At 63.5% G+C, this 23,682-nt stretch carries 21 protein-coding genes; 13 read left to right on the top strand and 8 right to left on the bottom strand.

Features of this window, described 5'->3' with window-relative positions:
- Positions 1-24 precede the first annotated feature (24 nt).
- Entirely contained in the window at positions 25-2,592 is a 2,568-nt protein-coding gene (locus SAB01S_RS13850) for a TonB-dependent receptor plug domain-containing protein (RefSeq protein ID WP_062733628.1), read from the bottom strand.
- Positions 2,593-2,848: 256 nt separating this feature from the next.
- Positions 2,849-3,466: a TlpA family protein disulfide reductase gene (locus SAB01S_RS13845; protein WP_245646491.1), complete on the bottom strand. Its 618-nt coding sequence runs from the start codon at positions 3,464-3,466 to the stop codon at positions 2,849-2,851.
- 19 nt (positions 3,467-3,485) lie between these two features.
- Here SAB01S_RS13845 and argH point away from each other — a divergent pair, with 19 nt between their 5' ends.
- The 4 genes from argH to SAB01S_RS13825 are packed head-to-tail and all read left to right on the top strand — an operon-like array spanning position 3,486 to position 7,153.
- Positions 3,486-4,853: an argininosuccinate lyase gene (gene argH / locus SAB01S_RS13840; protein WP_062733627.1), complete on the top strand. Its 1,368-nt coding sequence runs from the start codon at positions 3,486-3,488 to the stop codon at positions 4,851-4,853.
- Positions 4,850-5,110 carry a hypothetical protein gene (locus SAB01S_RS13835; RefSeq protein ID WP_021224489.1) on the top strand — a complete coding sequence of 87 codons (261 nt, stop codon included), beginning with the start codon at positions 4,850-4,852 and terminating at the stop codon, positions 5,108-5,110. Before argH ends, SAB01S_RS13835 begins: the two co-directional genes overlap by 4 nt.
- 16 nt (positions 5,111-5,126) lie before the next feature.
- Entirely contained in the window at positions 5,127-6,392 is a 1,266-nt protein-coding gene (gene lysA / locus SAB01S_RS13830) for a diaminopimelate decarboxylase (RefSeq protein ID WP_062733625.1), read from the top strand.
- Positions 6,392-7,153, top strand: coding sequence for a precorrin-2 dehydrogenase/sirohydrochlorin ferrochelatase family protein (locus tag SAB01S_RS13825; RefSeq protein WP_062733624.1), 762 nt, complete (start codon positions 6,392-6,394; stop codon positions 7,151-7,153). The genes lysA and SAB01S_RS13825 overlap by 1 nt, the downstream gene beginning before the upstream one ends.
- Positions 7,154-7,156: 3 nt before the next feature.
- Here the strand turns inward: SAB01S_RS13825 and SAB01S_RS13820 are convergent, their stop codons facing one another.
- Positions 7,157-7,756: a response regulator transcription factor gene (locus SAB01S_RS13820; RefSeq protein ID WP_062733622.1), complete on the bottom strand. Its 600-nt coding sequence runs from the start codon at positions 7,754-7,756 to the stop codon at positions 7,157-7,159.
- A gap of 144 nt (positions 7,757-7,900) precedes the next feature.
- Here SAB01S_RS13820 and SAB01S_RS18680 point away from each other — a divergent pair, with 144 nt between their 5' ends.
- The 4 genes from SAB01S_RS18680 (at position 7,901) to SAB01S_RS18165 (ending at position 10,391) form a co-directional block, all read left to right on the top strand.
- On the top strand, positions 7,901-8,041 hold the full coding sequence (locus SAB01S_RS18680; RefSeq protein WP_169802575.1) for a hypothetical protein: 141 nt from the start codon (positions 7,901-7,903) through the stop codon (positions 8,039-8,041).
- Entirely contained in the window at positions 8,038-8,850 is an 813-nt protein-coding gene (locus SAB01S_RS13815; protein ID WP_062733621.1) for a hypothetical protein, read from the top strand. The genes SAB01S_RS18680 and SAB01S_RS13815 overlap by 4 nt, the downstream gene beginning before the upstream one ends.
- Positions 8,838-9,740: a hypothetical protein gene (locus tag SAB01S_RS13810; RefSeq protein ID WP_062733619.1), complete on the top strand. Its 903-nt coding sequence runs from the start codon at positions 8,838-8,840 to the stop codon at positions 9,738-9,740. The genes SAB01S_RS13815 and SAB01S_RS13810 overlap by 13 nt, the downstream gene beginning before the upstream one ends.
- Positions 9,741-9,833: 93 nt before the next feature.
- Positions 9,834-10,391, top strand: a complete 558-nt coding sequence (locus SAB01S_RS18165; RefSeq protein WP_083951353.1) for a winged helix-turn-helix domain-containing protein — start codon at positions 9,834-9,836, stop codon at positions 10,389-10,391.
- On the opposite strand, the gene SAB01S_RS13800 is transcribed toward SAB01S_RS18165, so the two are convergent.
- On the bottom strand, positions 10,355-11,017 hold the full coding sequence (locus SAB01S_RS13800) for a TetR/AcrR family transcriptional regulator (RefSeq protein WP_062733616.1): 663 nt from the start codon (positions 11,015-11,017) through the stop codon (positions 10,355-10,357). The two genes, SAB01S_RS18165 and SAB01S_RS13800, sit on opposite strands and share 37 nt — an antisense overlap.
- Before the next feature lie 103 nt (positions 11,018-11,120).
- Here SAB01S_RS13800 and SAB01S_RS13795 point away from each other — a divergent pair, with 103 nt between their 5' ends.
- The 3 genes from SAB01S_RS13795 to SAB01S_RS13785 are packed head-to-tail and all read left to right on the top strand — an operon-like array spanning position 11,121 to position 15,320.
- Positions 11,121-12,620, top strand: a complete 1,500-nt coding sequence (locus SAB01S_RS13795) for an efflux transporter outer membrane subunit (protein WP_439646683.1) — start codon at positions 11,121-11,123, stop codon at positions 12,618-12,620.
- On the top strand, positions 12,613-13,776 hold the full coding sequence (locus tag SAB01S_RS13790; RefSeq protein ID WP_062733614.1) for an EmrA/EmrK family multidrug efflux transporter periplasmic adaptor subunit: 1,164 nt from the start codon (positions 12,613-12,615) through the stop codon (positions 13,774-13,776). The genes SAB01S_RS13795 and SAB01S_RS13790 overlap by 8 nt, the downstream gene beginning before the upstream one ends.
- Positions 13,777-13,790: 14 nt before the next feature.
- Positions 13,791-15,320, top strand: a complete 1,530-nt coding sequence (locus SAB01S_RS13785; protein WP_062733612.1) for a DHA2 family efflux MFS transporter permease subunit — start codon at positions 13,791-13,793, stop codon at positions 15,318-15,320.
- Between the two features lie 15 nt (positions 15,321-15,335).
- Here the strand turns inward: SAB01S_RS13785 and SAB01S_RS13780 are convergent, their stop codons facing one another.
- From SAB01S_RS13780 to SAB01S_RS13770, 3 genes are all read right to left on the bottom strand, one after another.
- Positions 15,336-16,940: a phytoene desaturase family protein gene (locus SAB01S_RS13780; RefSeq protein ID WP_062733610.1), complete on the bottom strand. Its 1,605-nt coding sequence runs from the start codon at positions 16,938-16,940 to the stop codon at positions 15,336-15,338.
- A gap of 87 nt (positions 16,941-17,027) precedes the next feature.
- Entirely contained in the window at positions 17,028-17,543 is a 516-nt protein-coding gene (locus SAB01S_RS13775; protein WP_062733608.1) for a phosphoribosyltransferase, read from the bottom strand.
- A 2-nt stretch (positions 17,544-17,545) separates the two neighbouring features.
- The gene (locus SAB01S_RS13770; protein ID WP_062733704.1) at positions 17,546-18,538 is read right to left on the bottom strand and encodes a bile acid:sodium symporter family protein; all 993 of its coding nucleotides are present in this window, start codon (positions 18,536-18,538) and stop codon (positions 17,546-17,548) included.
- Between the two features lie 101 nt (positions 18,539-18,639).
- Between SAB01S_RS13770 and SAB01S_RS13765 the strand changes: the two genes are divergently transcribed.
- Positions 18,640-19,398 (top strand): enoyl-CoA hydratase, encoded by a 759-nt coding sequence (locus SAB01S_RS13765; RefSeq protein ID WP_062733606.1) that lies wholly within the window; start codon positions 18,640-18,642, stop codon positions 19,396-19,398.
- 42 nt (positions 19,399-19,440) lie between these two features.
- On the opposite strand, the gene SAB01S_RS13760 is transcribed toward SAB01S_RS13765, so the two are convergent.
- Positions 19,441-20,484 (bottom strand): helix-turn-helix domain-containing protein, encoded by a 1,044-nt coding sequence (locus SAB01S_RS13760; protein WP_062733604.1) that lies wholly within the window; start codon positions 20,482-20,484, stop codon positions 19,441-19,443.
- Positions 20,485-21,110: 626 nt separating this feature from the next.
- On the opposite strand from SAB01S_RS13760, the gene SAB01S_RS13755 reads away from it, so the two are divergent.
- The gene (locus SAB01S_RS13755) at positions 21,111-23,498 is read left to right on the top strand and encodes a hypothetical protein (protein WP_062733702.1); all 2,388 of its coding nucleotides are present in this window, start codon (positions 21,111-21,113) and stop codon (positions 23,496-23,498) included.
- Positions 23,499-23,682 lie beyond the last annotated feature (184 nt).

Genomic DNA, 23,682 nt, shown 5'->3' with positions numbered 1-23,682 from the left:
GACCGGCCCTCCTTCGTGACGGCGTCAGAACTTGAAGTCGAGACGCGCGTAATAATAGCCGCCGGCCGAGCCATAAGCGCCATGGCCATAATAGCTGTTCCACGTGGTCGTGCCATTTTCATAGGGCGACTGACCCGGTAGCACGGTGACGCCGCTCAGCAGCTTGGGCTTTTCCGGCCGCTTGTCGAACAGGTTATTCGCACCGACCGAGAATTTGACGAAGTCGGTGAAGTCATAGCCCAGTTCCAGATCGGTGATCCCGGTCGCCTTGACGACGCCGTCCCGCTCGATCGACTGGCCGTTCATCGCCGCCGCCGACAGCGCCGAACGGACGAGGATGCTGGTTTTGCCATAGAAGGTTTGGCGCAGATTGGCCGAGAATGGGCCGGTCGAGAAGTTGATATTGCCAACCACCTTATATTCGGGCGACGCGTCCTCGATATAGCTTTCCGACACGGCGCTGAACAGCGCAGTATTCTTGTTATCCGTGATCTTGGTCTTGTTGTAGTTGGCCGTCAGCGACAGGTCGAGCTTGCCGAAATCGAGCATGACCGGATAACGGGCGGCGAAGTCGATGCCGTAGGTTTCAGTGTCGATGAGGTTGGTGAAGCTCGCCACGCCCAGCGTCTGAAGGCCGGTGTCGAGCACGAGGCCGGTGGACGCGATCGCGGCAAGGATGCTTTCCGCGCCAGCAACCGGAACACCGCCCTGGATCGCGGGCAGCGTCGCCGTCGCAGAGATGCGGTCCTTGATCTTGATATAATAGCCATCGATCGTGATCGCGAGCTTGGGCGTCGGGTGAATAACGATACCGGCCGAGAAGTTGGTGGACTTTTCAGGACGCAGGGAATTGAACCCGAGCAAGGTCGCTGCTGGCGAACCGGCGGGCAATTGCAGCACGGCGCTGGTGGGGCCGACATTCACCGTCGAGTAGAAGGATTCGGCCAGTGTCGGTGCGCGGAACCCGGTGGAGGCGGTGCCGCGGATCGCGAAGGCGTCCGAGAAATCATAGCGCGTCGTGATCTTGCCGATCGTCGTATCGCCAAAGTCGGTATAATCTTCATAGCGGCCGGCAATGTCGATGGTCCACTTGTCGATCGGTTCGGCGATCAGGTTGATATAGCCTGCGCGCGAACTGCGGCGATGCTTGCCGGCGTCGATGTCCTTGTAGCCGGGGAAAGACTGCACGCCTTCTGCCAGGGTGGAATAATAGTCGCCCTGCATGATTTCATAAGTGTCGCGCCGATATTCGCCGCCAAAGGCCAGGGTCAGCGGATTGGCCATGCCCACGTCGAATTCCTTGCGGATGTCGAGCGTGGTGGTGAGCTGGCTGAGCTTGAAGCCGCCGTCATAGGCGTCGCTCACCGTATTGGGCGTGATGGTGGGGTCTGTCAGAGAGGCGTTGTAATTGGCGATCCAGAGCGACCGGTGGGCCGATTCAATGGTCCAGATCTTGTTCTGGTCATAGCCGTAGGTGACGCTCAGATCATAATTCCAGTCAGAGCCGAATTCACCCTTTGCACCAACGGTGAAGCTATATTCCTTCTGCTCCACCTTCTGCTGCGGCACCATGCCGAAAGTGCCGGTTTCGCCATAGCAGGTCGACAGGTCGGTCGCGTCGGCGCAGATGCGGTTGGGCGGACGATAGCCCTGATAGGCATAGCCCACGCGCCGCGACACATCGCCGAAGCTGTAGAGTTCGACGCCGCCGAAATCATAGCCCATATTATAGAAGAGGATGTTGAGCTGCGATTTCGCCTGCCCGCCGTTGATGCCGTTCAGATCCAGATTGGCCCAGGCAGGGTCATAATAATTGCTGGTCGACGGGAATTGTCCGGGATAGGTGCCAGCGGCATTTACATAAGGATTGCCGTCGATGTCCGACATGATGACCTGGCCCGTGCCGGTGGTCGTGTAATCCTGACGGCGGTGGAAGGCGGTGACGTTGAAAAAGCCGTCTTCGCCCAGTTTGAAGCCGACATTGCCCGATGCGGAGAAGAGTTCGCCTTCGCTGTTATAATATTGGCCGCCTGTCACCTTGAAGGTGCCGCCGTCGGACTGGTCCTTCAAGATCATGTTGATGGCGCCGGCGATCGCGTCGGTGCCGTACACTGCCGATGCGCCGTCCTGCAAAATTTCGATGCGCGACACGGCGTCTGGCGGAATGAGATCGATGCTGGGCGCCGCCGAACCCTGGAACGGGCCAGCGATCACCTGAAGAATGGCCGAACCGTGGCGGCGCTTGCCATTCACCATGACTAGCGTGTGGTTCGGGCTGAGGCCGCGCAGACGGGCCGACAGCGAGAAGTTCGACATGTCAACGCCCTGCGTCTGGGCAGTGAAGCTCGGCACCAACTGCGTAAGGGCCTGATTGAGGTTGGGCTGGCCCACGCTCGACAGCGCCTGTTCGCCCAGCACCGTGACGGGCGCGGCGCTGTCCGCCGCCTGCATGCCCACGGCACGGGTCCCGGTGACGATGATGGCCGCGCCGTCGTCGGCCTGCGGTTCCTGCGGCGCTTCCTGCGCCAGCGCACCGGCTGACCAAGACGACGCCAGGATAAGAGAAAGTTTGAACGCGGACAGTCTTGTCATTCATGCCCCCTGTTTTTGCAATGTCGATGACAAGGGGATGAACGAATGGTTTCAGCCGAGCCGCTATTGCAGCGCAGCATTTTCATCAAAGGCGGAGTCTGTGTCGCAAAAGACACAAGCGCCAATGCGAAGATATTGGCTTTGCGTGCGTGCAGGCATTACCGCGCCAGAAAATTTATCTTCAAGGCAAGTTTGCATCGGCTGACATGGAGGATTTTCGTGGTAGCTTCGTTTTTATGGTCTTGCGCCTTGTAGATCAGGAGGCGAGCGCGTCCTCGATCAGCGCCCTGGCTTCCGCGCCTTCCCAGTCCATCGCGCCAATCACGCGCAGCATCTCCTTGCCCTGCGCGTCATAGAGGACGGTCGTGGGCAGGACGCCGGTCGCATAGGAAAAGCCGAAACGATTGTCCGGATCGGTATAGGCCTTGAGATGCGGCAGATCATGTTTGGCGAAGAATGCGCCCGCCGCCTTTGCGCCCTGCACATCCTGCGAAATGGTCAGCACGGCGAGGCCTTTGGCGCCGTGCGCAGCTGCAACACGGTCCAGCGTCGGCATTTCCGCGACACAGGGCGCGCACCATGTCGCCCACAGATTGACCAGCATCGGCTTGCCCGCGAAATCCTGCAGCGTCATGTCGCTGCCATCGGGCGCCTGAAACACGAAGTCGGGCGCGGCGGTGCCGGCCTTGCTTTTGTCGATCTTGTAATTGAACGCCGCCTCGCCCTTCGGCTCTGCGGTTGCTTCGCCGGGCGTCGGCGCGACTTCGCCGCTGATGGCGGCATTGGCTTGCTCCTTGGGCGGTGATTGCCTATCGCATGCCGCCAGCAACGCAGGCAGGAGCAATATCATTAGCGCGCGGGACGACGACAGCATGGGTTCAGGCTCCAACAGCATGTGGGGCGGCCGCTTCGCTGCCGGCCCCGCCTCGATCATGCGCGAGATAAATGCCTCCATCCCATTCGACAAGCGCTTGTGGAAACAGGATATCGCCGGGTCCAAGGCGCATGTGGCGATGCTGGCGCGTCAGGGGATCGTCAGCCAGGCCGATGCAGACGCGATCAGCGCCGGGCTGGACACCATCGCCGCCGAATATGAAGCGAACGGGGTTCCGGTGAACCTTGATCTTGAAGACATCCACATGGTGACGGAATCGCGCCTCGCGGAACTGATCGGCCCGGTCGCCGGGCGGTTGCATACCGCGCGCAGCCGCAATGACCAGGTGGCGACCGACTTTCGCCTGTGGGTGCGCGATGCCATTGACGAGGTGGAGGCGGGGCTTGTCGGCTTGCAGCGCGCGCTGGTCGCGCGGGCACAGGATCATGCCGACGCCGTGATGCCCGGCTTTACCCATTTGCAGTCCGCGCAGCCGGTGACGCTCGGCCATCATCTGATGGCCTATTATGAGATGGTGCGTCGCGACCGCAGCCGCTTTGCCGATGCGCGCGCGCGCCTCAATGAATGTCCGCTGGGCGCGGCGGCGCTTGCCGGCACCGGCTTTCCCACCGATCGCCACATGACGGCGGCGGCGCTGGGCTTTGCCAAGCCAACGGACAATAGCCTGGACAGCGTGTCCGACCGCGATTTCGCGCTCGACTATCTGATGGCCGCGACCCAGGCGTCGCTGCACCTGTCGAGGCTTGCAGAGGAATTCATCATCTGGGCGAGCCAGCCCTTCGGCTTCGTCAAGCTGCCCGACGCCTATTCGACCGGCAGCTCGATCATGCCGCAAAAGCGCAATCCCGACGCCGCCGAACTGGTGCGCGGCCATGCCGGGCGCATCATGGGCTGCATGACCGCACTCTGCGTCACGATGAAGGGGCTGCCGCTCGCTTATTCCAAGGATATGCAGGACGACAAGCCGCCGGTGTTCGAGGCGCACGACCTGCTTGCCCTGTCGATCGCGGCGATGACGGGCATGGTGGAAACCGTGACGTTCCGCACCGACCGGATGCGCGGCCTGGCCGAAAGCGGTTTTGCGACCGCGACCGACCTTGCCGACTGGCTGGTGCGCGAAGGCGGCATTCCTTTCCGTGAAGCGCACCATATCACCGGTCGGGCGGTGGCGGCGGCGGAAGAGGCGGGCGTATCGCTCGACAAACTGCCGCCCGAAAAGTTGCGCGCGATCGACGACCGGATCGATGACCGGGTCTATGCCGTGCTGACGGTCGATGCGTCCGTCGCCAGCCGGAAAAGCCATGGCGGCACCGCGCCCGATCAGGTGCGCGCCCGCATCGCGCAGGCCATGGAGGAACTGGGATGAAGACGCTGCGCATCATCGCGGGCCTCGGCCTGACCATGCTGGCGCTCGCTGGCTGCGGGGGTCGTCAGCCCCTGAAACCTGTTGAGGGGCAAAGGCTGCCCGCAGTGCCGGTCGGTGCGGCGACCGCGCCCACCAGCACGCAATTGCTGACGCCCTCCATCCAGGCGCGCCCGGAGCGCAATGTCGAACTGCTCACCCAGTCGCGCGAGCGCACCGACGACGAATTCGACCTGCCGCCCGAAGCGCAGCCCAACTAGACCACAGGATCAGAGCGTGGACCATTTCTCTTATGTCGACGGCGCCATGCAGGTGGAGCAGGTGCCGATGGAGGCCATCGCCCAGGCGGTCGGCACCCCCGTCTATGTCTATTCCACGGCGACATTGGAGCGCCATGTCGGCGTGTTCCGCGATGGCCTGGCACAGCTTGATGATCCACTGATCGCTTTTGCCGTCAAGGCGAACCCCAATGCGGCGGTGCTGGCGACGCTCGCGAAACTTGGGCTTGGGGCGGATGTCGTGTCGGGTGGCGAATTGCTGCGCGCGGTGGCGGCGGGCATTCCGCCGAGCCGCATCGTCTTTTCCGGCGTCGGCAAGACGGCCGAGGAAATGCGCTTGGCGCTGGACCATGGCATCTACCAGTTCAATCTGGAGAGCGAGCCGGAGGCAGAGATGCTCTCGCAGGTCGCCATTTCCCTCGGCAAGTGCGCCCCGGTCGCCTTTCGCATCAATCCGGATGTGGATGCGGGCACCCATGCCAAGATTTCGACCGGAAAGTCGGAAAACAAGTTCGGCATTCCCTATGACCGCGCATTGGACAGCTATGCCGCTGCCCGCGATCTGCCCGGCCTGGATGTGCAGGGCGTCGCGGTGCATATCGGCAGCCAGCTAACCGACCTCGCCCCGCTGGAGGCCGCCTTCGTCAAGGTCGGCGCGCTGATCGAAGCGCTGCGCGCAGCCGGCCATGACATTCGGACGGCGGATTTGGGCGGCGGTCTTGGCGTTCCTTATGACCCCGCCCAGCCACTACCACCCAGCCCGGCGGACTATGGCGCAATGGTGTGCCGGGTGACGCAGGACTGGCCCGTCCGCCTGATGTTCGAGCCTGGCCGTGTCATCGTGGGCAATGCAGGCGTCCTCCTGTCGCGCGTCATTCGGGTGAAGCAGGGCGCGCAGGCGCCTTTCGTCATCGTCGACGCGGCGATGAACGACCTGATGCGCCCCAGCCTTTATGATGCCTGGCATGACATTCGGGCGGTGAAGCCATCGGGTGAGCGTGCGACCGCCAATGTCGTCGGCCCGGTGTGCGAAACCGGCGACACCTTCGCCATGCATCGCGACATGGACGTGGTGCAGGCGGACGATCTGGTCGCCTTCATGACCGCGGGCGCCTATGGCGCGACGATGGCGGGCACCTATAACAGCCGGCCGCTGACCCCCGAAGTGCTCGTATCCGGCGACAAATGGGCGGTGGTGCGTGATCGGCCGCCGCTTCGCGCGCTGATCGACGGCGATATCATTCCCGACTGGCTGGCGGATTGATGCACAGCCTGCCGGTCTTTCTGCGGCTGGCGGGATGCCCGGTCATCCTGACGGGCGAGGGGGAGGCTGCGGAGGCCAAGCGTCGGCTGCTGGAACGCGCGGGCGCGCGGATCGTCGATGAAGCAGATCAGGACGCATGCGTCGCCATTGTTTCCGATGGTGATGAAGCCACCGCGAAGAGGCTGCGGGCGCGGGGCATCCTGGTCAATGCGACCGACAATCCCGATCTGTGCGATTTCACGCTGCCCGCGATCATCGATCGCGATCCGGTGCTGATCGCCATCGGCACGGGCGGCGCATCGGCGGGTCTGGCCAAGGCATTGCGGCAGCGGCTGGAGGCATTGCTGCCTGCCGGGATGGGCGCATTGGCGCGGACCTTGTTCGATGCACGCTCCGCAATTCGTGCGCGCTGGCCGGACGCGAGCGACCGGCGACGCGCGATTGACGCGGGGCTGTCGCCGGGCGGGTCGATCGATCCACTGGCGGAAGGCAGCGCTGACCGGCTGGCAGGCTGGTTGGCTGAGCCGGATAGGATGCACCTATCCCGGCTGGAAACGATCCGCCTGTCATCGCACGATCCTGATGAGCTGACGCTGCGCGCGGCGCGTTTGCTGGGCGAGGCGGATCGCGTCTATTACCACGCGGATGTTCCAGGCGAGATCCTCGACCGCGCCCGGGCCGATGCCGCGCGCATCCTTGCCCCGCATCCGCCCGGCGAATCGGAACCGGGCCTGTCGCTCTGGCTTGTTATGGCGGACTGACCGTCAGCGGGCGCTGAGGCGCGCGACTTCCGCCTGCAACTGATCGACGGACACCATGAGGCGCGCCCGTTCGAGCTCAACCTGCCGCAAAGCCTCGCGCGTTTCGCCCAGTTCCATGGCGCGCCGGGCAATGCGGGCATCGAGTTCGGCATATTGGCGCGACAGCAGGGCCATCCGATCAGCACGCGCGTGAACGCGCCGCATCCGGGCGTCGAGCATGTCGAAATCAAAGGGTTTGACGATATGGTCGTCTGCACCCGCATCCAGCGCCGCGATCATCCTTGCGCCGTCACCCCCGCAGCCGATCATCACGATGCAGACATGGCCGACGGGATGCGCCGCGCGGATTTTCTCCATGGTCGCGATCGCGGGCAGCAGGCGCAAATCCATGTCGATCAGGATGATGTCCGACGGTCGCGTCATCAGCGCCTTTTGCGCTGCAAATCCGTCATCAACGGCGGTCACGTCATAATGGCGATGCGACAGCCGACGGGCGATGACCGCGCGTGCGGTCGCATTTTCATCCACCAGCAACAGGCGCAGGCGACGGGGCGCTGCCTGGGTCGCCGTGCCCATCCGCGCGTCACGCTGAAAAAAGGACATGAAAAGGCTCCTGCCGTGGCACCCGACTTTAGGCGGACCGCACCAAAAAATGCTTAACGCCTTGGTCCATTATTAAATTCATTTAATTGGCCTGCATTCGGCCCCTGCCATAGCCTGCTCGCGCTCGTTCTAGAGGAGGCCTGCATGCCCATCGTCATTCCCCAGCTTGCGATTGAAGACATCGCCGATCTGCCCGATCCCGTCAGCCCGTTTGCCCTGTCGGACGGGGGCGAGCTGGACATTAGCCTGATGGATGTCGTGATCGCCATCATCGACCAGCCGTGACGCTGGCAGCGCTCACCGCAAGCGCGCAGGCGGCGGCCAACGCGCCGCTTGACGAAGCGGTGGCGATGATCCGCCCGTTTGTCCACGACATTGGCTGGTTTGGTGCGTGGCTGACGGATCAGATCGCAGGAATGCGCGTCGATCCCCTGCACCTTCCCCCGGTTCGGGCTAGCAGCAACGGTGCGGTGCGGCATCTGGTGTTCGTGCGGACCGAACGCATCTGGGTGACCGCGACCGTCATCGACCTTTCGGCGCCACTGTCTGACCGGCTGCATTTTTCCGGCCGTCATGCGCTCTGCCGTCCGCTCAACAAGGCGTTGCAAGGGAAGCTGTTTCAGCTTGAAGGGGTGCGCCCGGTCCATATTCGGCCGATCGACTGTCAGCCCGGCAAAATGCTCGAACTGGACGAGCGGCATCAGGCCTTGCGCCTGACGCCGGGCGCCGGCGCGCTCATGATGCTACGCGCGCAGATCGCCCCGCGCGGCCCGGTCCTCGCGCGCACGATCGATCTCGCCAGCGGCGGAATGACCGCGCAGGCGCAGGTGGATGAGGCGCATGCGAGAACGCTGATGCTGCTGTCGCTGCTCCGGATTCAGCGGCGGCGCGACGCCGCGCCGATGTTCGCCGCCGCGCTCGACGCGCCGCTGCCGGCACAAAGATGGGCGGTGATGCGGGAATATCTTGCGCTCGATACCGCGCAGGCGCTGGAGCCTCTTACCGTCATGGCGCGGGCCGACGCTGATGGGAAAGTGCAATCGCTGGCGCGGCAGACGCTGGCGCAACTGGAACAGCCGCAATGCCGCGCCTGATGGAGCCGGAGGACAATGGCTCAACCATCGATCTCGATGCGCTGGTCGACTGGTGCGAAAGCCCGGCCTTCGACCCTTCGTGCGAGGATGGGCTGGCGGCGGCCGCACCCGTGCTTGCCGCCCTGGCGCGCAACCGCCACTTTCTGGCGGACGCTGCGATGGCCGAACTCAAGACGCGATGCGCGAGCCAGCGTCACCACAACCCCTATTCCGCGCAAGTCATGCTGTTGCGGCCCCCGGCGGGCAAATATGTGCTGCGCGCGGCCTTCTGGCCGGCAATGGGCGATCATGTCGTGCGCGCCAGCGGCACCGCGCCCTTTTTCTATCATGTGCCGCACGACCATGGCTTTGACTTCCTGACCGTGGGCTATCTGGGGCCGGGCTATGGATCGGACTATCATGATTACGATGCCGCCGGCATCACAGGTTGTGAAGGCGAAGCCGTCAGGCTCCGGTGGGCAGGGCGCAGCTGGCTTCACGAAGGGCGGATGCTGCTTTATCGCGCGCATCGCGACATCCATAGCCAGCTTCCGCCCGAGCGCATGTCCATATCGCTCAACATCCTCGCCAGTCCGCCGGGCCAGGGCTGGCGGCGCCAATATCGCTTCGATACGGCGCGCGGCGTGATCGCGCAGTCGATGACGGTTGCGAGCGCGCAACTGCTGCTCGAACTCGCGGTCGGCTGCGGGGACGACAATGCCATGGATCTGGCCGAAGCCTTTGCCCGCCAGCATCCGCACGATGCCATGCGCCTCACCGCCTGGAATGCCATGGGCGATGTGTTGGAAGGACGGGCGCGGCTGGATCATCTGGAGGGCGGCGCGCGCAGTGACAGCCCGCTAGTGCGCGCGCGGGCGCGTTCGATGATGGAAAACCTCCAGAATGGATAGGAAACGGTTTGTGTTCGCCCTGCCGTGGCTGTCGGATGGGATCGGGCGCTAGACGACAGGGCGAATGTGGGCGGGCGCGTGGAATGTCATGGTGTGGGAAGCGATTTCGGACCCGTCGCGCGCGCATTGAGCGCGCGGGGCGTCGATCTGGCGATGCGACACGCGCCCGGCCAGCCCCATGTCCGTGCGGGCGACGCCATGATCCTGTGGCAGCGGACCGACGATCCGCTCGCCCGCGCACAAGCGCTCGACAGCGGCGCACAGGACGTGGTTGGCCCATGGATGCATGAAGCGGAAGCGGCGGCGCGTATCATCCGTCTGGCCCAGGGGCAGGACGCTAAATTGGTCCTGGGGGATCTTGTCATTGATCTGCTGGAGCGCCGGGTCGAGCGAGGCGGGCGGACCATAGCCTTGCTTGCCCGCGAATATGCGCTGCTGGTCCATCTTGCGCGCCATGCCGGGCAGCCGTTCAGTCGCGCCGAATTGCTGCGTGCTGTGTGGCAGCTGGACTTTGATCCGGGCACCAATAGCGTGGAAGTGCATATGTCGCGCTTGCGCGGCAAGCTGGACCGGCACGATCACCAGCCCCTTCTGCGCACGGTCAGGGGACGCGGCTATATGCTGGTTGCGGGTCTGGAATCAGGCGCATAGGCGCGCAGGAACAGGTCTACGGCAAAAGCAGCGTCCCGATCGATGTCCTCCGGCTCAAATTGCGTAATCTGGCCCATTAAAAGCTGATGGTGGATGCCTGCCATGCACAGCGCCATGAGCGCGCGGGCGGCATCGAGCGCATTCGCTTTTCGAAGGGCGCCGCGCCGCATCGCCTGTTCCAAAAAGTCCGCGAGCAACGCGCGCGTATTGCGCGGCGCTAGTTCGAAGAAAATACGGCTAAGTTCGGGGAAGCGCCCCCCTTCGGAAATGACAAGACGATGCAAGGCAATTGCTTCGGGTGATGTCACTTTGGCCACCAGGCTGACGCAGGCGCCACGCAAAACCTCCTCTAGCCCCGCGTCGGGGTCCAGAATCTTGGATAAGCGTGTGCGATACGCTTGCGCCACGCGATCGAGCACTGCGGAGAACAGGGCGTCCTTGGACGGAAAATGATTCCAGAGCGTGCCTTTTGATCCGCCCAAGGCTGCGGCAATGCCGGACATGGTAGTGCCGGCATAGCCATGGTCCAGAAAATATCGTTGGGCGACCTCCAGGATCATTTCCTGTCTGTCCCGTTTCCGCGCCTCCCGGCGGCTGCCCGATACTGGTTCTTTCGACGCCGTCATAAAATCGTACCATATAGTACGATAACAATATTGACAAGCTGCCGTAACCGGCGCAATGGCGATTTCCATACTATATGGTACGATATTTATGGCGTCGATTCGCATGATCTCTTTCCCTCGCACGCTGCTCGCACCGGCGATGGCCATGCTGCTGGCGAGCTGCGCGGCGGTCCCCAAGCTCGGCCCGGAACCAGAGATTCGCTCGGCCCAGAGCGTTGACGCCCGGCAGAGCCTGGCCGCGCCTGAAGCCGCATGGCCCGCTGATGACTGGTGGAATGCCTATGGCGATCCGCAACTGAGCGCCCTCATTGAGGAGGGGCTGAAGAACGCGCCGGACATGGCGATCGCCGCCGCGCGATTCCGGCAGGCACAGGCCGTGGCGCAGCAGGCGGGGGCCGCGACGTTGCCGTCGGCCGATCTGGAGGCCAGCGCCGACGCCACGAAGCAGAGCTATAATATGGGTCTGCCTAAGGAATTCGTGCCGCAGGGATGGCTGGGCACCGGGCGGGTGGCGCTGGACCTGGGCCTGGATCTGGACCTGTGGGGCAAGAACAAGGCGGCGCTGGCCGCCGCGACGTCCGAAGCGCGGGCGGCGCAAATCGACGCGCGACAGGCGCGGCTGGCGCTCACCACCGGCATCGCCAACGCCTATGCCGATCTCGCCCGGCTGTATGATGAGGCGGAGGTGCAGCAGCGCGCACTCGACATTCGGATGGCCAGTCAGAAACTGGCGGCGGAGCGGCGAGCCAATGGACTGGAAACGCGTGGCAGCGTTCGCCAGGCCGACGCGACCGTGTCGGCGGCGAAGGCGCAGCTTGCCGGCGCGCAGGTCGCGATCGCGCTGCGCCAGCACCAGATCGCGGCGTTGATCGGCGCGGGACCGGATCGCGGGCTGTCAATCACGCGGCCGGTCAAGGGTCGTCTGTCGCCGCTCGGCCTGCCGGCGGATGTCACGACCAATCTGGTCGCGCGCCGGCCGGATATCGCGGCGGCGCTGGCCCGGACGGAGGCTGCTGCGAAACGGATCAAGGTCGCACGCGCTGATTTCTTTCCGGCCGTTCGGCTGGGCGCGCTGATTGGCGTGCAATCGCTCGGCTACAACACGGTGTTCACCGGCAATGGCGCACAGGGCGGGGCGTCGCCTTTTCTGGATACCTTGTTCAAGAAGGATTCGATTTTCGGCAATGCCGGGCCCGCGATCAGCCTGCCCTTGTTCCATGGCGGCGCCCTGCGTGGGCAGTATCGGAGCGCCCGCGCCGTCTATGATCAGGCAGTCGCGACCTATGACAAGACGGTCCTGACCGCCTATCAGGAAGTCGCCGATGCCGTGACCAGTCGACGCGCGATCGAGCAGCGGCTGGCGGATGCCCGCGCTGCGCTCGCCGCTTCGCGCGACGCCTATGATGTGGCGCAGAAACGCTACAAGGGCGGGCTGTCCCCCTATCTCGACGTGCTGAATGTGGAGGACCAGCTGCTCTCCGCCCAACGCACAGTTTCCGATCTCGAAGCGAGCGCCTTCACGCTCGATATCGCTCTTATTCGTGCGCTGGGCGGCGGATTTACCGCCAGCGCTGCTTTGCCCAAGGACGACATCCATGGCTGACGCCGAAAACTCCACCCCGACCAGCGAGCCGCAGGCTACGCAGCAGGACGCGCAGCAGACTGAGCGCAATAGTGCCCGGCGCACCTGGCTGATCCGGCTGGGCCTTGCCGTGCTGGTAGCCGCCCTGCTCTGGGGTGCATGGTATATGCTGTTCGGTCGCAATCATGTCAGCACCGATAACGCCTATGTGAATGCGGAAATGGCGCAGGTGACGCCGCTCATCGGCGCGCAGGTGATCGACGTGCTGGTCAGCGACACGCAATCGGTTAAGAAGGGCGACATTCTGGTCAAGCTGGACCCGACCAACGCCAAAATCGCGGTTGCGCAGGCGGAAGCCGATCTGGCCGAAGCGCGCCGTCGTTTCCGCCAGACAGACGCCACGAGCGATTCGCTCGCTGCCCAGGTGGAGGCGCGCAGCGCGGACATCGTCCAGGCGCGCGCGCAGCTCGCCACCGCGCAGGCGGACCTGGAAAAGGCGCGCGTCGATTTGCAGCGCCGCGAGGCGCTGGTGGCTGATGGCGCGGTTTCGGGGGATGAGGTCACTGCGGCCAGGACCGCCTATGCCAGCGCGCAGGCCGCGCTCCGGCTGGCGCAGGCGGGCGTCAAGACGGCCGAGGCCACACGCGGCGCGGCGACCGGCCAGCTGGAAGCCAATCAGGCGCTGGTGCGCGGTTCGACCGAAGACACCGATCCGGCGGTCCTCGCCGCCAAGGCGCGACTGGAGTCCGCCAGGCTGGACCTTGAACGCACGATCATCCGTGCCCCGATCGATGGCATCGTCACCAAACGGCAGGTGCAGGTCGGCCAGCGCGTCGCACAAGGCAGCCCGATCATGTCCATCGTCCCGATTTCCCAGGTCTATGTCGACGCCAATTTCAAGGAAAAGCAGCTGCGCGGCGTCCGGGTCGGCATGCCTGCCAAGGTGACGTCCGACCTTTACGGTGATGACGTCGTCTACCATGGCAAGATTGTGGGCTTTTCGGGTGGCACGGGGTCTTCCATGTCGCTGATCCCTGCGCAGAATGCGACCGGCAACTGGATCAAGGTCGTGCAGCGGCTGCCGCTGCGGATCGAACTGGACCCCAAAGAACTGGCTGCGCATCCGCTGCGCGTCGGCCTCTCGATGGAAGTCGAGATCGATCTGGCGGCGGACTGAAAGGGGCGCGCGGCATGGCGGGCGACGACGATATCTTCTCGCGGCTGTCGCCGCGCACCCGGACGCTGGCGGGGCTGGTTCTGGCTCTGAGCAACCTGATGGTGGTGCTCGATCTGACCATTGCCAATGTGTCGGTGCCGCATATCGCCGGCAATCTTGGCATTTCCCCCGATCAAGGAACGTGGATCATCACCTCCTATGCCGTGGCGGAGGCGATTTGCGTGCCGTTGACAGGCTGGCTGGCGCAACGCTTTGGTGTCGTGCGGGTCTTCACCCTGGCCATGGCTGGCTTCGGGCTATTTTCCGTGCTGTGCGGCCTGTCGACAACGCTTGGCATGCTGGTCGCCTGTCGCATCGGACAGGGTATTTGCGGCGGCCCGATCATGCCCATGTCCCAGACGCTGCTGATGCGCATCTTCCCGCCCGAAACGCGCAATCGCGCCTTGGGCATGTGGGCGATGACGACGCTGATGGGGCCGGCGCTGGGGCCAATCGTCGGGGGATATATCAGCGACAATTGGAGCTGGCACTGGATTTTCTTCATCAACCTGCCGATCGCGGTGCTGTGTGTTTTTGCCGCGCAGGCCTTGCTGCGCCCGGTGGAAACCGAAACGGCCAAGGTGCGGATCGACAAGGTTGGCCTTGGCCTGCTCGTCTTCTGGATTGGCTGCCTGCAGATCATGCTGGACATCGGCCGCGACCATGACTGGTTCGCCGATCCTACGATCATTGCGCTGGCGATCATGGCCGGACTGGGCTTCTGCGTGTTCGTCATATGGGAACTGACAGAAGAGCATCCGGTCGTCGACCTGCGGGTGTTTCGCCATGTGGGCTTCAGTTCGGCGCTGTTCACCCTGTCCCTATGTTTCGGATCCTATTTCGCCAGCATCGTCGTCATTCCCCAATGGCTCCAGGTGTCGATGGGCTATACCGCGACCTGGGCCGGGATCGTAACCGCGCTGACCGCCATGGCGGCGCTTTTCACCGCGCCGATCGCCGCGCGAATGATGGCAAAGACCGATCCGCGCCTGCTGATTTCCTGCGCCGTCGCCTGGATCGGCATGATGTCGCTGTGGCGCGCGCACTGGACCAGCGGCATCGACTTTTACGGCATGGCCTTGCCGCAGTTCATTCAGGGCTTTGCCTTGCCCTTCTTCTTCATTCCGCTGACGGCGCTCAGTTTGGGATCGGTGCTGCCCAGCGAAACCGCTTCGGCCGCCGGCCTCCAGAATTTCGTGCGGACGATGGCGACGGCGATCGCGACCTCCCTGGTGCTAACCGAATGGGGCGATTCCCAGCGCGTGTCGCGCGCCGAAATGACGCGCGTGCTTCAGCCTGAACAGACCCAGTCGTTGCTGTCATCGCTGGGTCTGTCGCCCGATCAGATCCGGCAGATGATCGCCAACATCGTCGAGCAGGAGGCGACGGTAATCGCCATCGACCGTGTCTTCTTCATTTCCGCGATCATCCTTTTCGTGGCGGCGGCGATCGTCTGGCTGGCGCCAAAGCCGGTGGGCAAGGTCGATACCTCGGCCGCGCACTGACCATCGGCTGCGGCGTCAGCCGCGCCACCGCCCAAAGATCGCTCCGTCCCGCAATATTGCGCGCGCCGCATTATGGCCAGGCGCGCCGGTGACGCCGCCGCCTGGATGAGTCCCGGCCCCGCACATATAAAGGCCGCGCACCGGCCCGCGATAGGCGCCGTGGCCCAGCACCGGCCGGGCCGCCCACATCTGATCGAGCGTCAACGCCCCATGCATGATATCGCCATCGACCAGCCCGAATGTGCGTTCGAGGTCGAGCGGGGAGAGTATCTGGCGCGCTATGACGCTGCCGGCGAAGCCGGGCGCATGGGCATCGACCGTCGCGATGATGGCGTCGGCCGCCTCGTCTCGCGCGTCGTCCCAGCTACGTCCGCCCGGCAGGTCGGGCGCGAATTGCTGGCAGAACAGGCTGGCGACATGGCACCCGGCGGGCGCCAGGCTGTCATCCACTGTTGAAGGGATCAGCATTTCGACGATGGGCGCGCGCGACCAGCCTTGGCGCTTCGCGTCCATGAAGGCGCGGTCCATATAATCCAGGCTGGGGGCAATGATGATGCCTGACTGATGATGCACGCCTTCCCCCGACAGGCATCGAAAATCGGGCAGGGCGGACAGGGCGACATTCATCCGGAACGTGCCCGACCCCGTGCGGTAGCTTTTGATACGCCTGACGAAGTCTGCGGGAAGATCGCCCGGGTCCATCAGTCTTTCGTAGAGCAGTTTCGGTCCGATATTGGCGATGACCCTTTTGCCCATCACCGCCTCTCCGCTTTCCAGTCTCACGCCCACGGCCCGATCGCCATCGACCAGCACACGCGCGACGGGCGCGTCCAGACTGATCTCCACTCCCATAGCCTGCACGGTTCGCGCCATAGCCTGGGTGATGAATCCCATGCCGCCGGCGACATGACCCCAGGCGCCCTTCTTCCCGTTCACCTCACCGAACACATGATGCAGCAGGACATAGGCGCTGCCGGGCGTATCGGGCGACGCATAGTTTCCGACGACCGCGTCGAACCCGAAAGCGGCCTTGACCGGGTCGGACTCAAACCAGCTATCCAGGAAGCCGCGCGCCGATTTGGTGAACAGGTCCAGCGCGTCACGTTGCTGCTCGATCGAGAGCGCGGCAAAGCGCCGACCCTGGCGCAGCGCATCAATCATCATAGTCAGACCATCGTCGACATTGGGCGGGCAGGTCAGCACCATGTAGCGCAGCACATCCGCCACCGTTTCCAGCGCCGCATAATAAGCAGGCAGGGCGTCGGCATCGCGCTGACTGAACTTCGCGAACTCCGCCTGCGTCTTCGCGATGCCGCCGCCCAGCATCAGATATTTGTCGTCGGGCAATGGCAGGAAATTGCTGACCGGGCGTTCGATGACGCGATAGCCCTGATCGGCCAGCCGCATGTCGCGAATGATCCTGGGATGAAGCAAGCTGACCGTGTAGCTTGCGGTCGAATTGCGGAAGCCGGGATGAAATTCCTCGGTGACGGCTGCGCCGCCGACGATCGCGCGGCGTTCGAGGATGCGAACTTTGTAGCCTGCGCGCGCCAGGTAAAAGGCGCAGACCAGGCCATTATGCCCGCCCCCGATGATAACGGCGTCATAATATGCGCCCATGCCCCTTACTCCATCCTATAGCTTTACGACCGTATAACAGTCGTCTGTGCAAAGTCGATGCAGCTGTCGCCATCGGCGTCGGGATGGTCAGGCGGTGCGGTCCGGCTCCTCGCCCCAGTCCGCCAGAATGTTCGCATCGCTCGCCGGCTTTTCCCAGGGGAAGACGAACCAGTCCTTCGTTACCGCGCGGTCGATCGTCTCTGCGCTATAGTCCACCCGCGCCCCGGACCGGCTGTTGTCGATCAGCACGGCCAGGCGCAGCACAGTCGCGTCCGCGTCCCCGAGTGCGCGGCGCACGCGCAGAATGGTGCGACCGCTGTCATTGATGTCATCGACGATCAGCAACTGTTCGCCGGCCTGCGCCCGCACCCGCAACGCTTCGAGCAGAGCGTCGGAGAAAGCCGGGACCTGCGCCGAAAGATCGACCGACAGCATCGGCCGTCCCAAGGCGTGGCTGAGCCATGTGGCCGGCGCCAGTCCGCCGCGCCCGATGCCCACGATCCAGTCCGGGCGCCATCCCGACGCGACCACGGCATTGGCCAACAGGTCGATCTGCGCCAGGAAGCGCGCCATGTCGATGTCGGTCAGGATTGGGTTCCGCATCGTCATCCCCTCACCACCGCGATCTCTTCCTCCACATTAGCCTGCGCCCCATAATGCCGTGCCAGCCAGGCGCAGGCGATGAGTTGAAGCTGGTGAAAGACCATGACCGGTAACAGGATCGGCCCCACCATCGCGGCCGGAAACAATACGCCGGCGATCGGCACGCCCGACGCCAGGCTTTTCTTGGACCCGCAAAATTGCAGCACGATCGCGTCCTCGCGCGACAGGCCGATCAGCCGTCCCATGCCCCAACTGGTCAGCAGGATGATGAGCAGCAAACCGGTCGATACCGCGACCAGCATCACCAATTCATCCCGCGACACCGTCTGCCACAATCCTTCCACGACCGCAGCGGAGAAAGCGGCATAGACCACCAGCAGGATCGACCCCCGATCGACGCGCCCGATCTTGGCCCGGTGCCGGTCGATGAAACCGCCGATCCACGGACGCAGCATATGGCCGAGGATGAAGGGTAGCAGCAATTGAAGTACGATCCCCTCCACGGCGGACAGCGACACGAAGTTTCCGCTTTCGGCGCGCTGCATCAGCAGCGCGACCAAAAGCGGCGTCACGACAATGCCGAGCAGGTTGGAAAAAGATGCGCTGACGACCGCGGCGGCGACATTGCCGCGGGCGATCGCGGTAAAGGCGATGGAAGATTGGACCGTCGATGGCAGCAGGGTCAGGAACAGCAATCCGGGACGCATGGCTTCTGGCACAGGGCCGAACCGGCCGAGCAACCATCCCAACAGCGGAAAGATGAGGAATGTGGTCGCCAGCGTCGCGGCATGAAGTTTCCACGCACGCGCCCCCTGCCAGATGGCGGCGCGCGACAATTTTGCCCCATGCAGAAAAAAAAGCAGGACGATGCCGGCGTCCGCCATGCCCTCGGCCATGCGCGCACCCTGGCCGCGCGCGGGCAGGATGGACGCTAGGGCGACCGTCGCAATCAGCATCAGCAGGAACGGGTCAAGCGCCTGTCGTAATCGGTTCATCATCAAATCTGGCACAAAGGGATCGGATTGCAGGGGATAGACGCGCGCGCTAGACTGCGCCAACAATTTCCCCTTGGCACCAGACAAGGGAGAGGCCGGGCGTGAGCGAGCATGTAGCGATCATCGAACATCAGGGCGTGATGGAAATCCATCTCGATCGCCCGGACAAGAAGAACGCCCTTACCGCTGCCATGTATCGCGCAATGATCGCAGCGCTGACGGATGCCTCGACACGCGAAGCGATTGGGGCGGTGCTGATCGCCGGCCGGGGGGACGCCTTTTGCGCCGGCAATGACCTTGCCGATTTCAGGGCCGGTCCCGAAGGGGGGGTGGCGGCGTTCGACTTCATTCAGGCGATTGCGGCCTTCGACAAGCCGCTGGTTGCAGCGGTGCAGGGTTTGGCGGTGGGCGTCGGCACCACCATGCTCTTGCACTGCGACCTGATCTATGCCGCGCCTGACGCGCGCTTCATCATGCCCTTCGTCAATCTGGGCCTCGTGCCCGAAGCCGGCTCCAGCCTGCTCGCGCCCGCTATTCTGGGCCATGCCAAGGCGGCGGCGATGCTGATGCTGGGCGAGCCGCTGGATGCCGAGGCCGCGGACCGCGCGGGCCTGGTCACGGCTGTGGTGCCCGGCGACAGCCTGCTGGACCATGCCCGGACCAAGGCAGCCGCGCTGGTCGCCAAACCACCCCAGGCTCTCGCCGCGACGCGCCGGCTGATGCGGGGCGACCCGGCGTCCCTCGCCAGCAGAATGGCGCAGGAGGCCGACCTGTTTCGACAGGCCATGGCCTCGCCCGAGGCGCGGGAAGCCTTCACCGCTTTTTTCGAGAAACGCCCGCCGGTGTTCCGGCGGAATTGAGGCATCCGTGCGGATCGCAGTGTTAGGTACCCTCGTCCTCCGTCACGGATGAAGCATGCGCATCCAGCGCGCGAAGTCGAGACTGCGATTGTCCTGGTTCTGCATGTCCGGGTGCGACCAGAAATCTCCGCCGCGTTGACGCGCCTGTCCTGCCGTGATGCCAAATGCGCTTTTGAAAGCCCGACTGAATGCCGACTCGCTGGCAAATCCGCAATCGCGGGCAATCTCCCCCATCTTTCGCCGACTATTGGCGGGGCTCGACAGGATGATCGCCGCAGCGGCCAATCGACGGCGGCGGATATAGTCCGCGATGCCTCCAAAAGGCTGAAAGCTTCGATACAACGTCGCGCGTGACATGCCCAAAGTCCGTGCCAAGGCCGTCGCGTCGAGCGAAGGATCACGCAGCCGCCGATCAATCTCCCGCGCGACTTTGCGGAAGGGCGACAGGGGCGGCGGGGCGGCTGGCATGATCCCATCGCCTTGGTCGGCCAGCATGGTTGTTATCAGGGCGACGGTCGAACGCGCGGCAACCCGTGCATCCGCCATGGTTAGCGTCGGCAATCGATCGACCAGCGCGCGCATATAGCTGCCAAGCATCGCTGCCATCGCCCCGTTTGCTGGCAGGACCTTTCCATGGAGACGGGACGCATCCTCGTCATGATGCGCCAGGAACGAGCGTGGTATCAAAACCGATATGTTTGCGAAATCCGTGGCCTGGGTCTTCAACTCATGAGCCAGATCGAAAATGACGATATCACCGGCTGTCACGACGACCGGAAGATTTGCCGCCGTACCGACAAAGCCGCCTTCGACGTAGAGTTGGACGAGGAGATGGTCGAGGCCGCTTGTCGCCACCAGAGCGGCATCCCGATTAAAGGCCAGAGCGGTGGACTGAAACCGACCCGCCATGATGGTGCCGAGGTGCCAGGCGGACAGGCGAAGGCGATAATGGCTCTGATCGCCAAAGTAGGTCAGTGCAAACACATCCTGCACCGATTGGCGGAATGCCGCCAACGCTTCGGCCCCCGCCATGTCGTCAGTGCAAATTTCAAAAGATGGCACAGACGTGATTTCCGGTTTGTCCATCGGCGACGACCCCCCTTTTCCCCGACCATTAAGCATAGTTTGTCGTGGTTTAGCGAGGGTGAGGCAATTTGTCTCAAACTTGCTGCGGCATGTGTCAGCAGGACGGGCTGGCGTTGACAATATGTCGTCCGCCGAATGAAGGCCGGCCTTGTGGAAGATTGGCCAGCAGGGAGCGTATCGAGGAACGGGCTGGGATAAGAGCGGGGAAAAATCTGGCTTCGAACGGCCGAAGCCCGCCGTCCGCTTGAAGTCCTCAGCCCATATCCGCGTCACGCGTCACCTCTTCGCGCCTTTTTGCACATAGAGCCATGCAATCTTCTGATGGCAACCGGGCGATGGCTGCGACCCCCATCGCCTGCCATTCGAAGCGGCGCTTGCCCCGTGGCCATGGTGCCGGGGGCAAGCGCCGGATTTTGTGTCTTGGTCCAAGGCTCGCTATTCAGGCGCATATCGGCCTGTCGTTCAGCATAGGGTAAAAGTCGCTCGTTACGCTTTAGCCGCTGGTGAACTCGTCGGCGGCCTTTTGCGTTATGCACCGCCTTGGTTTGTCCATGACGATATGGGAAACGGACCGGCACCTTTGGCCCGATCGAACTGACAGGAATATACGCTTGCCCATCGACAAGATGACGATTGCTGGCTGGATCGCGGCTTTGCTGGCGATGACGTCGTCACCCTTATTGTCCGCCGCCGATCCTGCTCCGTTCGAGCTGTCCGGCCCCGCGCTGCGGATCATGGTGGCACGCGGCGACCAGACATTGCCGATCGGGCAGGTGCCGAGCCTGTCCGAGGGAGACAGGCTGGCGATTCGCGCGGACCTGCCGCCGGATCAGGGCGCGCGCTTCATCCTTGTGTCAGCCTTTCTGCGTGGAGCCACCAATCCGCCGCCCAAGGACTGGGTGCAGTTTGCCGAAACCTGGAAGAAAAAGGCGAAGGACCGAGAACTGACACTGACCGTGCCAGAAGGGGCGCGTCAGATGGTCCTCTTCCTGGTGCCAGATACCGGCGGGGCGGAAGGGACGCTGAGCGATGCCGTGCGGGGTAAACCCGGCGAATTTGTCCGCGCGACGCAAGACCTCAATCAGGCATCGCTCGATCGATCGCGGCTGGACAGTTTCATGGCCGCCATTCAGGCGCAGGAAAATACGCACCCGGAATATCTTCGCACATTGGCGCCCATCTTGGCGCGCAGCCTCTCCATGAAGCTGAACGAGGATTGTCTGTCGAAGGTGATCGAGATGCAGGCGGCCTGCCTGCTCGACAATCGCGAATCGCTTGTGTTGGCTGATGTGCACAGCAGTTCCATGGCGGAAACGTTGACCGGGGCGCCGACCGACCTTGCGCTTCAGCTGAGCGCTACGCGGGAGGCGGGCTATGGCTATTATAGCCCCTATATTGGGGTGGCGCGGGATATTGCGCGCATTTTCGGCGCGTTCAGCAACCCTGAATTCGACTATCTTCCGACCCTGACAGTTCGGAAAGGGGATGCCATGCAGCTTTTGCTGAATGCGGCGCCGTCTTTTCAGAAGCCCAAATCCGTGATGGTCGTCGCCATGCCTGCCATCGAGGCGGATAGTCCGCCACGACTGCGCAGCGGCGCGCAAGGTCCCATCTGCGCCCTGCGCCCAGACGCCGTCCTGCCGGTAGAAGGCGCGCCCTTGATATATTCCACGGCTTATGCCCGCGACATGAAGCTGACGCTCAAGCATGGGTCAGGGGACTTGGTCGACGTGCCCGTGGTCTCGCGGGCGGATCGTGGCGGTTACGCCTTTGCCGATAGCGCGCAACTTCGGACGATGCAGGGGTCGATCCGCGGACATCTTCACGGGCTATGGGGGTTCAATCGCTTCGACGGGCCGGACTTTACCGTTCAGCTTCCCGACGACAAGGGGTGGACGGTGGAGGGCGACAAGCCTTCTCTCGTGGTTGGACGTGACAACATGCTTCGTCTGAACGGCGGCGCGCCGGCATGTGTCGAAAGCATTACCCTGCGCGGGCCGGACGAACAGGCGCAATCGCTTGGCTGGAAGGTCAGAGATAGCGGATCGATCACCGTCACATTGCCGCTGACCGACAGGCGGTCAGGGGCGCTTGAATTGGCGGTCAAATATCTGGGCGTTGCAGAACCGTCCATTCTCTCCCTTCGTAGCTATGCCGAGCCCAGCCGCCTCGACGGCCTGACGATCCATGCCGGTGATCGGACCGCCACACTTGTGGGGCAGCGATTGGATCAGGTCGACAATATTGTGCTCGGTGACCTCCTGCTGCGTCCGGATGGTCTGACGCGGGAAGGCCAGTCCGACCGGCTGGCTTTGAAGGCGACAGACGGGCAGGCGCTAGAGCCGGGCCGCGCCCTGACCGCCAAGGTGGCTCTACGGGATGGCCGCAAGGTCGATCTGAACGTCAAGATCGCCGAGCCGCGCCCGCAAATTCGCCTTTTGGGCAAGACGGTCATGGTCGGGTCATCGGGTGACCAGGGAAAAGCGCTGATCTTGCCGACGGACACACTGCTACCGGACACCGGTGAGATGACGTTCTCGATCGCGGTTGACGGGGGTACGCGCCTGTCATCTGCTGACATAATTGAAGTCGCCGCGGCCGATGGCGGCGACATGGTGCGGCTGACATCCGGCAAGGACGTACGAATGGAGGGGGCGCATATTCTTGTGGCGCGGCTGGACCCATCGGCCTTTGGACCGGGGCTGTTCGGACCACTGCGGATGCGCCTTGTTCATGACGGAGAGGCGAGCGATTGGCAGCCGCTTGTGACGCTGGCTCGCCTTCCTCGCATCGATGCGGTCGCGTGCGGCGCAGCGGAGGATGGCTGTTCGATCAGGGGGCGCGACCTGTTTCTGATTGATGCTGTCGGGGCTACAGAGACGCTGAGGAACGCCGCAAGGGTTGCGCATGGCTATACGGGGACCACGCTCAAGGCGCCTCTTGCTCCGAACGGAAAGCTCTATCTGCGTTTGCGCGACGCCCCCGATGATGTCGTCATTCTGCCTGTTGGCTGATCGCCGTTCGTAAAGTCCGGGGTGGGGACCGTTTTCGTTGACGCCTTCTACCCGGGAATGGGGGTGGTTCCCGCCGCAGCAAGATTTTTTGAAATAATGCTGTTTTCCCTGTTGACCGACTCGTTTGGTGGATCTAGATGCCACTCCACCGACGCGGTGAGCGCCCCTGGTTCTCGCTTTGCAT

This window comes from Sphingobium abikonense NBRC 16140 (assembly GCF_001598335.1).
GTDB lineage: Bacteria > Pseudomonadota > Alphaproteobacteria > Sphingomonadales > Sphingomonadaceae > Sphingobium > Sphingobium abikonense.
This window is presented reverse-complemented; position numbering and strand designations above follow the sequence as displayed.

Coding starts and splice junctions, on each gene's coding strand:
- SAB01S_RS13780 (WP_062733610.1), bottom strand. CDS start 16,940: ATGGGCGCATATTATGACGCCGTTATCATCGGGGGCGGGCATAATGGC.
- SAB01S_RS13800 (WP_062733616.1), bottom strand. CDS start 11,017: ATGACGGCGTCGAAAGAACCAGTATCGGGCAGCCGCCGGGAGGCGCGG.
- SAB01S_RS13825 (WP_062733624.1), top strand. CDS start 6,392: ATGCACAGCCTGCCGGTCTTTCTGCGGCTGGCGGGATGCCCGGTCATC.
- SAB01S_RS13760 (WP_062733604.1), bottom strand. CDS start 20,484: ATGGACAAACCGGAAATCACGTCTGTGCCATCTTTTGAAATTTGCACT.
- argH (WP_062733627.1), top strand. CDS start 3,486: ATGTGGGGCGGCCGCTTCGCTGCCGGCCCCGCCTCGATCATGCGCGAG.
- SAB01S_RS13755 (WP_062733702.1), top strand. CDS start 21,111: ATGACGATTGCTGGCTGGATCGCGGCTTTGCTGGCGATGACGTCGTCA.
- SAB01S_RS13795 (WP_439646683.1), top strand. CDS start 11,121: ATGATCTCTTTCCCTCGCACGCTGCTCGCACCGGCGATGGCCATGCTG.
- SAB01S_RS13810 (WP_062733619.1), top strand. CDS start 8,838: ATGCCGCGCCTGATGGAGCCGGAGGACAATGGCTCAACCATCGATCTC.
- SAB01S_RS13775 (WP_062733608.1), bottom strand. CDS start 17,543: ATGCGGAACCCAATCCTGACCGACATCGACATGGCGCGCTTCCTGGCG.
- SAB01S_RS13785 (WP_062733612.1), top strand. CDS start 13,791: ATGGCGGGCGACGACGATATCTTCTCGCGGCTGTCGCCGCGCACCCGG.
- SAB01S_RS13835 (WP_021224489.1), top strand. CDS start 4,850: ATGAAGACGCTGCGCATCATCGCGGGCCTCGGCCTGACCATGCTGGCG.
- SAB01S_RS13790 (WP_062733614.1), top strand. CDS start 12,613: ATGGCTGACGCCGAAAACTCCACCCCGACCAGCGAGCCGCAGGCTACG.
- SAB01S_RS13770 (WP_062733704.1), bottom strand. CDS start 18,538: ATGAACCGATTACGACAGGCGCTTGACCCGTTCCTGCTGATGCTGATT.
- SAB01S_RS18680 (WP_169802575.1), top strand. CDS start 7,901: ATGCCCATCGTCATTCCCCAGCTTGCGATTGAAGACATCGCCGATCTG.
- SAB01S_RS13845 (WP_245646491.1), bottom strand. CDS start 3,466: ATGCTGTCGTCGTCCCGCGCGCTAATGATATTGCTCCTGCCTGCGTTG.
- SAB01S_RS13820 (WP_062733622.1), bottom strand. CDS start 7,756: ATGTCCTTTTTTCAGCGTGACGCGCGGATGGGCACGGCGACCCAGGCA.
- SAB01S_RS13850 (WP_062733628.1), bottom strand. CDS start 2,592: ATGACAAGACTGTCCGCGTTCAAACTTTCTCTTATCCTGGCGTCGTCT.